Source organism: Sporofaciens sp. St.21A7 (genome assembly GCF_059728535.1).
In genome coordinates this window covers 317690-330378 of record NZ_BAAGFN010000001.1, presented here as the reverse complement: position 1 = coordinate 330378, position 12689 = coordinate 317690, and the positions used below count along the sequence as shown (strand labels likewise).

The following is a 12689-nucleotide window of genomic DNA, read 5'->3' as shown; positions in this document are numbered from 1 at the left end:
ATAGAAAACGCCATCCCATCATCTGCTGACAGTATGGCCTCCTGCTTATAATTCCTGTTCTTTTTTCTTTGCTAATTTCTGACTGCCCTTATGGTTTCCGGCAAGCCTGTCTTTTGCCTCTTTCAACTTTCCAAGCACGGAAGGCTTTCTTGCCCCATCTGCAATCCGGGAAGCATCCGACACCCGGCCTGCATAGCTGACAGCTTTCCTCGGACGGTCTGCCACTTCCTGTACATCTTCCTCCATGCCAAGCGCCTCTGACGGCCCTTTGTCGTCCATGTTAAGCAAAGCATTTAATTCTGACAGCCGTTCAATCTTCTCTGCCAGTTCGTCCTCCTTTGCAAACGGCTTCTCCACTTCCTCCCTTGCCGTGGCAAGCTGCTGTTGCACGGTTTCCAGTTTCACTTCCGATTCCGTCAGTTTTTTCTCAATCCCGGAAAGTGCATTGCTGATACGCTGCAGGTTCCCTAACGGGTCTTTCCCCACTTCAATCTGGTAGCTGCACTGCCGTTTGATGGTAAGCTGGTAGGTCTGATTAAAGCTGTCAAAATTAGCGGAAAGGGTAAAGCCGTGGAACTCCCCAATCTGACCGGCTGTTTTCACTGCTTTCAATCCGGCGCAGGCGGCAATCAGCGCCGTTCCTGCTTCTTTCCGGTCTGTGTACGCTTTCCCGCCGATGACCATAGAAAAATCATCTTTTTCCTTATCTTTCTCCAAAAGCGGCTTCACTGCCTCCGCATCTGCTTTTAAGCCTGCAATCCGCTCTTTCAGCGCTGTGATCTTCACTGGGTAATTCCTTGCGATCTCCGTTTCCAGGCGGTACTTTTGGCTGGTATGGTTTGCCTTCAAAAGTTTCAGCTTGCTCACCTGGATGTCGAGATCCATCTTCTCTTTGATGTAGGGATTGCCCGTAGCCAGGGCTTTGATCTCTGCATAACTTAACGCCGTATCGTCCACGTCCTCACAGGCTCGTACCGGGGATTTACTGGTCATGATCTGGCTGATGAACTTCTGCTTGTTCTCCAAAATCTGCCACATGTACGCATCGAATGTATTTTCGGTAACGTACCGGTAGATCTGTACCTTGTCATTCTGGTTCCCTTGCCTAAGAATACGGCCCTCCTGCTGCTCCAAATCGGCCGGTTTCCAAGGCGCATCCAGGTGGTGTAGGGCAACAAGCCTGTCTTGGATATTTGTCCCTGCGCCTAACTTCGGTGTAGAACCGAGCAGAATACGCACCTGCCCGGAGCGCACCTTTGAAAATAATTCCGCTTTTTTCGTTTCCGTCCCGGCTTCATGGATAAACGCCACTTCCTCTCTGGGGATTCCTTTTGCCACCAGCTTTTCCCGCACATCGTCATAGACATTGAACGTGCCGTCGTTTTTCGGCGTAGACAGGTCGCAAAAAATTAATTGTGTCCCTTTGTCTGCAGAAGTCTTTTCCCAAATGCCAAACGCATTATCCACACAGCGGTTGACCTTGCTTTCCTCCGCATCCGGCAGCATATCGTTAATCAGACGCTGATCCAGGGCGCATTTCCTCCCGTCGTTGGTGATTTTCAGCATGTTATCCCTTGACGGGTCTACATTCCCGGAACGGACAGCCTCTGCCCGTTCCGCAAAGGAGCTGACCAAATCCTGCTGTTCCTCGCTCGGTTTCAGCACTTCGTTGATATATTCCGCTTCGGGAACTGGAAGGTCAAGCATATCCGCTGTCTGGATGTCGGCGCTCTCCTTAAATAATGCGATCAGTTCTGGGAGATTAAAAAACCGGGCAAACCTTGTCTTTGCCCGGTATCCTGTGCCTTCAGGACTTAACTCTATACTTGTGACAGTCTCGCCAAAAGCTGCCGCCCAGGAATCAAAATGCCCCAGACCCATCCTCTGTATGGTGTCATACTGCAGATAGCGCATGATCGTATATAGCTCTACCATGCTATTCGATACGGGAGTCCCGGTTGCAAAAGTGACGCCCTTCCCTCCGGTAATCTCGTCCAGGTACTGGCACTTCATGAACATATCGGAGCTTTTCTGTGCGTCCGTCTGGGAAATCCCGGCAACATTGCGCATCTTTGTGTATAAAAACATATTTTTATAGTTGTGGCTCTCATCTACGAACAGCCGATCCACGCCTAACTGCTCGAACGTCACAACATCATCCTTCCGGCTCTGGTCATTCAGCTTTGCAAGCCTTGTTTCCAGTGTTTTCCTCGTCTTTTCCATCTGTTTAATGGTGTAGCGTGTGCCATCTTCCGCCGCAAGCTCTTCAATGGCTGACGTGATGTCGTTCATCTGCCGCTCTATGGCTGCAATCTGCCGTTCCCTGGAAAGGGGAATGCGCTCAAACTGGCTGTGCCCGATAATGATGGCGTCATAATCCCCGGTTGCGATACGGGAGCAGAACTTCTTCCGGTTGGCAGGCTCAAAATCCTTCTTCGTTGCGACTAAGACATTTGCGCCCGGATACAGGCGCAGGAAATCGCTGCCCCACTGTTCGGTCAGATGGTTCGGCACGACATAGAGGTTCTTCTGTGCCAGCCCAAGCCTCCGGCTCTCCATCCCGGCCGCAATCATCTGGAAGGTCTTGCCGGCCCCCACACAATGCGCAAGCAGCGTGTTGTTTCCATATAATATATGCGCCACCGCATTTTTCTGGTGTGGCATCAGGGTAATTTCTGGCGTCATGCCTGCAAACTGGATATGGCTCCCATCATATTCACGGGGACGGATGCTGTTAAATAAATCGTTATATTTCCTGCACAAATCCTCCCTGCGGTCAATGTCCCGGAAGATCCACTCCTTGAAGGCTTCCTTTATCATCTCCTGCTTTTGTTGTGCGATCATGGTTTCTTTTTTGTTCAGGACACGCTTTTCCTTGCCGTCCTCCACAACCGTATCAAAGATTTTTGTGTCTTTGAGATTCAGCGCATCTTCTAACAGACGGTAGCCGCTTGCCCTTGGTGTCCCGTAAGTGGCTGTGACAAGGGAATTTCCACGGGAATCCGCACCTTTCCCGGAAATGTTCCACTGGCCGTTGACTTTCGCATACTTCACGTCAATCTGGTTCCCCAATAAATGGCCCGGCGTATGGAACAGCTCCCCCATGAACTCTGTGATATAAGCCGGGTCTACCCAGGTTGCCCCAAGACGCACCTCAATCTCCGATGCCTCCAGGTCTTTCGGCTGCACACGCTCCAATGCCTGCACATTGATCCCGTATTCCGGATTATTTTCTGCAAATTGTTTTGCGACCGTAAGTTTCTCCCGGACATTGCCGGATAAATACTCATCCGAAGATTCCCACTGGTCTGTCAAAGGATTTTTAAAGATCACCCCCGCCAGTTCCTCCGTAACTTCGGATTCTGCCCTGCCGGATAACTCTGCCATAAACGGCACGTCCACCTTTGCCCGCTCCCCGATGGAAACGGCCAGGGCTTCACTGGCGGTATCCACGCTTGTCACCGGCACAGCCTTTCGGATGGTACGTTTCGTAAAAATATCCGCCTTCCGTTTCAGCTTCCCTTCCTCGTCCACCAATTCCAACGACGATAACAGGCAATAGCTGCTGTCCTGGGAAAATGCCCTCCGGTTGGCATTGCTGCTGATCAGTCCATACTGTGCGGTAAAACGATCATACTGCGTGTTCAATTCCTTCTGCAGCACGGCAACTTCCGCATCGCTGCCGTCCTCCATCTGGCACTGCAGAAGTGTCTGCGTCAAATTCCGCAGTTCAATCATCCCCAGCACACGCTCTGTTGTTAAAGCGGGAAGCTCCATCAAATTCATAACGGAATTTTCCCGGTAATACACTTTCCCATCCACATTTGCAAAACTGAAATTCTTGATGGAAGGGTCTGCCGGGATGGATGATGCCGTTTCCTCTAGTTCTGAATCTTCCAGCTCCATTTCCGTAATCGTCCCCTGGATGTGCTTCACCGCTTCTTTCAGCTGCTCCGAAAGGACTGCTCCCTCTATCGGCTTCACCGTGGTTTCCTGCTTGCCATACTGTGTACTTTCCGTGGTAAACTCCCCAAGCACCATCTCAGGGTGGTTTGCAAAATAGGAATTGACCGTATGGCCTTCTGGCGTTGTGCCAAGTTCCACCCAATCCGGCTGCTCCAAAGACGCCCGGTCACGCTTCTGAAAAAACAGAATATCCGCAACAACGCCCGTCCCGGCATTTCTTTGGAACGCATTATTGGGGAGACGGATCGCCCCAATCAGGTCTGCACGGTTGGCGATGTACTGGCGCACGGATGCGCTTTGCTTATCCATCGTGCCGCTTGACGTCACCACCGCCACCACACCGCCTGGACGCACCAGGTCTAAGGATTTTGCGATGAAATAATCATGTATCATAAAGTTATGGCGGTCATACCTGCGGTCTGCCACCTTATAAGCGCCGAACGGCACATTGCCGATTACGCAGTCAAAGAAGCTGTCCGGGTATGCAGCGGTTTCAAACCCCTGCACGGAGATATTATTTTTCTGGTAAAGCTGTTTCGCTATCTTCCCGGAAATGCTGTCAAGCTCCACGCCGTACATATTCAGCCCGTCCATAGGCTCCGGCACTAATCCCATAAAATTTCCGATTCCGCAGGACGGCTCCAGCACATTCCCCCGCTGTAACCCCATGTTTCCCAGGGCTTCATACATCGCTTTAATTACCGTAGGGGAAGTATAGAACGCATTTAAGGTAGATGCCCTTGCCTCCCGGTATTCCTCCGGCGTCAGCGCCGCTTTCAGTTCCGCATATTCTGCCGCCCACGCTTCATTCTTATCGTCAAACGCCGCAGGGATGCCGCCCCATCCGACGAAATGTGATAAGGTTTCCTGTTCCTCCGGCGTGGCAAGGCGGTTTTCATACTCCAATGCTTTCAGGATGAGGATTGCGTCCATGTTGGCACGGAACTTCTGCTTTGGGCCTCCTGCGCCCAGGTCATCGTCGGTGATATGAAAATTTATCTTCTCCCGGCGTTCCAGCCCCGGTGACGGTTCTCCTGTCCCGTTATCCCTTCTGGACTGCCCGGAAGCCTGCCGGGTACTGCCGTTTCCGATCCCTCCAGCTCCCTCTATCCCATCTGCGGCAACAGGCTCTAAGGGGAGCCTGCGGTCTTTGCGGATATAGTTGATTTCCTCCGGATTCATCACGTGGCTTGTCAATAGATTGATCTCATTCCCAAATGCAGCCTGTTCATTGGCTGCCATCCGCTCCATCACGTCAGCAATCAGCTGCATCTGCTCCGGAGGGAACTCCGGGTTCAGCATAGGCACAAGGTTCAAACCTTTTTCAGCAGCTTCATAGATAACATCCACCTGCTCCGGTGAAAAATCATCCAGATATACGTCTGCTTCCTCCATTGCAAGGAACAGCCTGTTTTCAATCAGACCGTATTCCTCAGTGTCCGGTTCCTCCTGCAATTCTTCCAGATTAGGAGCCGCTGCGCCCGTCTGAGGCAGCTCCGCTTCTTCTTCCTGCGTCTCCTGCTGTATAAAAGGGATAAATTCCCCCACATACTCAAACAGCTCATTCTCCCCTGGGAGATAATTCTTCCCCGTTTCCACGCACCGGAAAACATCTGCGGTTTTGTCTGTGCTTGCTTCATAAAAGCTGCTGTGCGAATACGGATGCTGCCCATCTTCATAATCAGATATGCCAAGTTCGTTATGCGATCTGGTATTCAGGATAATGTCCTGTGCGTTGAAGTTTTCCTGCAGTTTCCCAACAGCTTCAAAATGGAATCCCCCATACTCAAATATGCCGGGTTCTCTTTGCATAAGATCCGGTTCTGCGGATTTTGCGAAATCTACGGTTTCTGCTTCTGCCGCCGTTTCCGCTTCCCGCAAATTTTCCTTTGCTTCTTCTGGAAATGCCGCAATCTCCTGTAACTCTGCATCCACCGCCATGCCTTTTGCCCACTCCGGCGCATCCGGGTCATTTTCATGCAAGGCAATGGCGTCCCGGCTGTCCACAAGGTAATCCTGGTACGTCCTCTGGAAAATATCTTCCGCCATCCAGTCCCGGAAGTTATCCCAGTTCCCATAGGCTTCTGCCATAACGGGGGCGTTTTCCCTGTTGCGCACCATTAAATTGTCCAATTCTTCCTGGACAATATCATACGCCATATCTTCATCTACGTCCCTGGAACGGATGACATCATAGACTGCGCTGCTTTTAATGGCGGCAAGCGCAGTATACAGACATTCTTTGTAAATAGCCCGGCTGTCCCTCCCTAATGCATTTCCGCCAATCAGCAGATGCCGGTTCAGTTCCGGGCAGACATCTAATCTCCCATCATACGAATCAAGAAAGATTATACTTTCTTGATGGTCTGGATGTTCCATATCCTTTACCGATATGTGCTGATTCTTAATTTCTGTAATACGGTGTAACTTATCCGTATCCAGATATATAAAGTTCCCTACTGCGTAAGTGTACTTCCCGGTTTCGCCGGAGCCGCTGCTATCTTCTATCGGTTCCGCACTCTTAATTCCTGATTCTTCCTTTTTTTGCGGTTCTTTTGTTTCTTCCTGCTTTTCTGGCGTCATTTCTGGAGCCATGAAATCAAAGAGGGATAACTGTCCTCCATTTTCAATCTGTACTTCTTCCCTTTTCCTTTCCGGGAAAATCGTATATGTCCCTTCCACATATCCGTGAAGATCGGTAAGGATTTGTACCTTTTTCTCATAATCTTCAAAATCTAATGGCAATTCCGCTATTGCTTCATCCATATGCCGCAATAAGCCTTCCTGACCTTCTGGATTGTTCAGAAGACTCACCACATCGTCCCGGTGGGTAAACATATCTGGATTTCCCGCCCAGGGACGTATCATATGGTCTGGAAGATGATGATAGAAATTGGCAACACGCCCCGCCATCCTTTCCCGTTCATAAACAGGCATACGGGAATAATCGGACGGTTTCAGGTAATTGCCGTTTTCAATCAAAGCCGCTACCCGTTTTGCCACTTTCGGCCATCTCAATAAGAGTTCCACATCCGGCTCACTATAAGAGCCTCTCGCTAGCTTCAACCCCTTCCCGCTGTAATCTGCATGGGAATTGTCAGCGCCGGACAGCGCATGGCTCCGTCCGCCTATCCCATAGCTTTCCTTAATAAAATCCGTTTTTTCCTTATCAGTCTTATCCTGTATAAAAAATGCGTAAGTGGAAAGCCGCCCGTCCGAATATGCGCCCCCTCCCTGCAGAAATGCGTCAATCTCATCCTCTGTGATGAAAACCGGATGTTCTTCCCATGCAAACCCTTCTCTTGCCTGGTAAGGTACCGCCTCCTTTGCAAACTTCTGGAACTGTGCAAGAATCCGTGTAGGATTATATAATTGGAATCGCATGACCCCATGATCTTCTTCATACGCTTCCGCAAGCCCTTCCAGCCGTTCTATCAGGTCATAGAGATATTCCGGCTGTGCGATCAGCTCTGACAGCCGTTCCACTTTATCAGGGAATCCGCCATAGAATACCTCCACATCTTCAAATACAAGCTCCGCAACGCCCTCTGCCATATCCTGATACATATAGGCAAGTGCGTTGGCGTGTTCCTTCAAAGCGTTATCCCTTGCGGCATCCAATACCACCTGCGGCGCATACTCCCCCTGTTTTAAAAGCTGGTGGATACGTCCGCACACATCTTCCCAGGATAAAAATACCTTATCCAGAATCCGGTCTGTCACCGTATGTCCTACGGCAATCTGCATCCCCAGCTCATCATACCAGACAGAATATTCCTTGCCGTCTATGATAAGCCCGATGCCGCCTTTGCCATACTCCCTCCGGACAAATTCCGTATATTCCTCCGGCATCTGGTCTATCATAAAATTATAGATGATCCGGAGCTGGCTCCCATTCCTGTTGCCGCCGCTGCGCAGGACTTCATCTATCACCTCTGGAGAAATCGCAACCTCCCCGGCATAGAGCGCCTGCATCCGTCCCTCAATCTCCCTCTTCTGCTGTTCCACAGTCGGAAAATCGGGCAAAGATAAAGCAGAGGCTTCTTTCTCCTCTGCTTCACTCAAATCCTGTTCTGTTGTTTCCTCATTTAGCTGTATACCAATTCCTTCAAGATGCTCTCTTCCGCCATTGCCGTCAGTCCATTCATGTGCGCCGCCCACGCCATCTGGTCTTTCTCCTTGTCCGGGGCCGGGTATTTCAGAAGCAGCCCTTTCATCAGGACTTCCATCCTCTCCGTCGCTGCCTGCTCGATCTCCATCAAGTGCCTGTCCAGTTTCCCCGACAGCATCATGCTCTGATACCATCCCTTCCGGTTCTCTTTCAGGTATGTCCGGCGCAGCATCCCGTACTTCCCGATTGCCGCCTCTGGTTTCTCTATGGTCAGGTTCGGGAACAGGTAATCCCCTTTGCGGTGGTAAGTCAGTTCCATGCTCATTTCCTCCTTCTTTGTTTTTGCTTTCGCGCTTTAAAGCGTTAAATTCATTATAGCTGATTCCATTCTCTTTTGCAACCGTTTTCTGGGATTCTTCTATGAGAATCTTACGCACTGTCCGTCCAATATCCACAAGGACAGGCTCCACAAGCTGGCTTGTGGCATTTCCCAGGAAGGTAAGCACAGGCAGCGCATTGTAATCGGTGATTGCCGAAAAATCTTCTTCCTCCAGATACTCCATCGGGTCAAGGCCGCAGCGGACAGCCAGCGTATAAAAAGCGCTGTTCATCAAAAGCCGCCGGAACTCCACACGGATCGTGTCCTCGTCCAGCCCCTCTAAAAATGTCCCCTCTGTTTCATACAGAAGGCCGTCCATCACTTCCTCTAAGTTTTCTTCCGTCAACTGCCGGGAAATTTCGGATAAGGCAGACGGCAGGTCTGCGCTGTCTGTCTCTGACAGTCCGTAAGCGTCCGCCAGATGGTCAAGGATATCCTTTTTCTGTGCATCCTCAATCTTCCACAGGTTTGGCGTCCTGCCGCCACGCACCATATGCGTGTCGGAAATATCGAATACATACCGCAGCCTCCGTGTCGGCCCGGTATCGTCAATCAGTGCAATCCCCTTTGCCCCACGGTTCACCCACCGGTTCATCTTCCCATTCCACAGCTCCAGCGACGCACAGGCAGTCGCATCCGGGCGCTGTGCATGGATCAAAAGCGTATCTGGGAAGGAATAACGGTACAGCTTCGCCGCCGTGTCCAGATATCCCATCCAGTCCCGTGGGGAACTGGTGACAGCCTTTGCCTCATACTCCGCAAGCCCACGGATTTCATTTAACATTGCCATATAAAACCTCCATATAAAATACCGCCCCTGTGCCTGAAAGTTTTTTATCCAACAATACTTTTCCAGACACAAAAGCGGCATGTACCCTTATTCTGCTTTTTATTTCTGTTTTCCACTGCCTTTGCCGGATTTCCCGCTTCCCTTTTTCTTCGGAAATTCCAGGCTGAAATTCGCACGTCCATCCTCTGCCGTCATCAACAGGTCTGCCGCAAAGGTTCTCCCTGTTTTCTGTGAATAGAGATCCTTCACATGGGTACGCCCCTTCTCCAGCAGCTCTGCCGCCATCTTCTTATCCACCAGTTTTTTCATACCGGATAGATAGCGGTTCTCCTTCCACAAGGAGAAAGCACATTCCCGGTTACTGCAGTAAAAGTTCTTCTTTCCCTCATACACAGGATTCCCGCATACCGGGCAGATTCCAACACTTTCCCTCTGATGGAAACGGCCCTGTTCTTCCCCGGATATGGCGCTGCAGCCTGCAATCATCGTATCAATCAAATCTGTAATCTCCCGCAAAAACTCCCGGCTGTCCATCTGCCCTTTCTCCATCAGGAGCAGTTTATTTTCCCATTCCGCAGTCATAGATGCAGACTTTAGGTAATCCGGCAGCACCGCAATCAGTTCCTTCCCGTCTGCAGTCGGGAGGATCTGCTTCCCGTTCCGCTTTGCATAGCCGGAGGAAACCAGCTTTTCCAGAATGGATGCCCTGGTTGCAGGCGTGCCAAGTCCCTTTTTCTCTGTATCTTCATCAAAATCCTGATTCCCGGCCCGTTCCATCGCTAAAAGCAGTGTGTCCTCGCTGTACGGCTTCGGAGCTGATGTGAAATGCCTGCTCTTCTCTGCACGGACTTCTGCAATCTCCATCCCTTCCCGCAATCCTCCCGGAATGGAGAATGTGTCATCTGTTTTGCCTTTATCCGCTGGCTTTCCTTTTTGCACAGCATTACGGAAGGCTTCTTCAATGCCTTTAAACCCTGGCTGGACTGTTGCCTTCCCTTTTGCGGAGAACTCATGCCCCTCACACAATGCTGTGACTGTTGTTTCCTCATAAATGCATTCTTCGGATACTGCCTGTGCCAGACGCTGCCCGATCAGACGGAAGATATTCCGCTGCCGTTCTGATAATTCTTCAAAATCCTGCCCTAGCGCCTCTTTTGTCGGTAACAGTGCATGGTGGTCGGAAACTTTATCATTATTGATAATGCGCCCTATATTCTCCCCGATAGATTCTCCCTGTAAGAAAGGCAGTAACTCAGGTAACAGCTCTAACAATTCTAAAGCTGTCTGCTCCATATCTGCTGTAATGTACTGGCTGTCCGTCCGGGGATAGGTGACTAACTTTGCTTCATACAGTTCCTGCAGCTCCCTTAATGTTTCCTGCGCCGTATATCCAAAGAAACGGTTTGCCTCCCTCTGCAGCGTGGTAAGGTCATAGAGTTTCGGCGGCTGGCTCTTCTTCTGGATTTTCTCCACTTTGCGGATAACTGCGGATTTCCCATTGCATTTTTCAGCCAGGGCAATGCTTTCCGCTTCATCCTTAATAGATTCTGATATGACACGAATCCCATCCCCCTCAACCGCCACCTTGTAATAGGCTTCCTTCACAAACCCGTCAATGGCATCCTGCCGCTCCACCAGCATTGCCAGCGTGGGTGTCTGGACACGCCCCACCGTCAATCGCTTATAATATTTTGTGGTAAATGCCCTGGTTGCGTTCATCCCGATCAGCCAGTCCGCTTTTGCCCTGCATATGGAGGCTTCGCAAAGGTTCTTGTATTCCGCCCCATCTTTCAGATTGGCAAACCCTTCCTGAATTGCGCTGTCCTCCATAGAGCTAATCCACAGCCGCCTGACCGGGATTTTGCTGCCCGACAGGTCATAGACACGCTTGAAAATCAGTTCCCCTTCCCGGCCTGCGTCACAGGCATTGACAACGTAATCCAGGTCATTCCGGTTCAGCAGTTTTTTTAAGACCGCAAACTGTTTTTTCTTATCTTTTGCAACGTCTAACTCCCACTGCCCTGGCACAATGGGTAGGTCTGCAAACTCCCATTTCCCATATCTGGAATCATAATAATCAGGGGAAGCATACTCGGCCAGATGCCCCAGGCACCAGCTTACAATACAGTCTTCCCCTGACAGATAGCCGTCCTCCCGTTCCGTAACGGAAAGAATCCTGGCCAGGCTCTGTGATACGCTCGGTTTTTCGGCAATGACCAAAAACATTATTCATCATCCTCCTCTTCTTCCTCAGAATCGTCCTGCTCCTCATTGACATATGCACCGCCGTAAAATTCCAAATCCTCATTGTCCTCTTCATCCTCTTCCTGCCTTGGTTTCACCACTTTAAAATAATAATATCCGCCGATGCCGCCAGCCAAAAGCACAATCACCGCAAGCAGGGCGCCCGTATTCGTGCCGCCTTCCTTTTCTTCCGGCTCTGTCTCCATTTCTGGTTCTTCCGGTACAGACGGCTTTTCTGTTTCCGGGATGATTACGGAAGGCTGCTCCTGCTTTGGGTCTTCCTTTGTGTCCCCAATAAATTCTGCCAGGTCATTTTCATCAATCATGGACAGCATATAGACATTCTCTGTATTGTTGGAGCGGTCTAACACCATGAAAAAGGTATTGCCGTTCTTAGTCTGCACAGTTAAAAACTGCTTGCTTTCATCGTCTGCCATATCGTCCACCAACTGCCCGTTCCCAGGCACAGAAAACGGCGTCCCCTGCACCCTGCCCTGTGATTCTTCCTCTTCTGGTTCTTCTGTGTCTGACGGTTCCTCTGCAATCGGCGCATCCTCCGGATCTCCGTTTTCCACGCTGCTATTTCCTGTCGCTGTCCCAACATTTGTGGTGTCGGCTTCCGTCTGCCCTGCACTGCCCGTATAGGCAAATGCAGGCATGGCCGCAGAGAACATCATCCCCACGACCATCGTAATTACCATCAGATATTTTTTAATCTTATCTTTCATTATATAAATCCTCCCTCCGTTGCCGCATCCTCCGGCAGTCCCTGTCCTGCAGATAACTCCCCTGCTATGTTTTCTGTTGTTTCTGCCGCATTCTCCGTTGTTTCCGTCATGCTTTCTGCTGATCCGGCCAGTTTCTCCGATTCCATGCTTTCTTCGCTACCAGAATCCATATCTGTTCCCGGCTTCTCGGAAAATACCACCGTCCCCTGCTGTATGCCCTCCAGGACAGACAGCAGTTCCCAGCTTCCAAGCCGCATGGAATGGACGCTCTTTAATATCTCCGCATCCTCCAGCATTTCCCTCTGGACGTTCAGCTCTCCCAAATGCTCCTGCCATGCGGCAATCTTCTTTTCCGTTTTCTGGATTTCGTCCAGGACACGCCGCAGCTTTTTGTTCATATCGCCACCCCATTTTCTTTATCAAATATAATTGTCATTGTTCATGCGTTTTTATCAAACTTTATTGTCTCTC

Annotated in this window: 4 protein-coding genes; all 4 read right to left on the bottom strand. The window is 50.4% G+C overall.

Annotated features, from left to right (window positions below):
* Positions 1–45: 45 nt before the first annotated feature.
* Entirely contained in the window at positions 46–9246 is a 9201-nt protein-coding gene (locus AC6I3O_RS01625; protein WP_004083176.1) for a helicase-like domain-containing protein, read from the bottom strand.
* A 99-nt stretch (positions 9247–9345) separates the two neighbouring features.
* The gene (topB, locus tag AC6I3O_RS01620; RefSeq protein ID WP_004083178.1) at positions 9346–11472 is read right to left on the bottom strand and encodes a DNA topoisomerase III; all 2127 of its coding nucleotides are present in this window, start codon (positions 11470–11472) and stop codon (positions 9346–9348) included.
* Complete coding sequence (locus AC6I3O_RS01615; RefSeq protein WP_004083180.1) at positions 11472–12218, bottom strand: CD1107 family mobile element protein; 747 nt, start codon at positions 12216–12218, stop codon at positions 11472–11474. Before AC6I3O_RS01615 ends, topB begins: the two co-directional genes overlap by 1 nt.
* Complete coding sequence (locus AC6I3O_RS01610) at positions 12218–12616, bottom strand: DUF4315 family protein (protein WP_004083182.1); 399 nt, start codon at positions 12614–12616, stop codon at positions 12218–12220. The genes AC6I3O_RS01615 and AC6I3O_RS01610 overlap by 1 nt, the downstream gene beginning before the upstream one ends.
* Positions 12617–12689: the final 73 nt, after the last annotated feature.

Bases quoted from the DNA above. Each gene is read 5' to 3' on its own strand.
- AC6I3O_RS01625 (WP_004083176.1), bottom strand. From the start codon at position 9,246: ATGGCAATGTTAAATGAAATCCGTGGGCTTGCGGAGTATGAGGCAAAG.
- topB (WP_004083178.1), bottom strand. From the start codon at position 11,472: ATGTTTTTGGTCATTGCCGAAAAACCGAGCGTATCACAGAGCCTGGCC.
- AC6I3O_RS01610 (WP_004083182.1), bottom strand. From the start codon at position 12,616: ATGAACAAAAAGCTGCGGCGTGTCCTGGACGAAATCCAGAAAACGGAA.
- AC6I3O_RS01615 (WP_004083180.1), bottom strand. From the start codon at position 12,218: ATGAAAGATAAGATTAAAAAATATCTGATGGTAATTACGATGGTCGTG.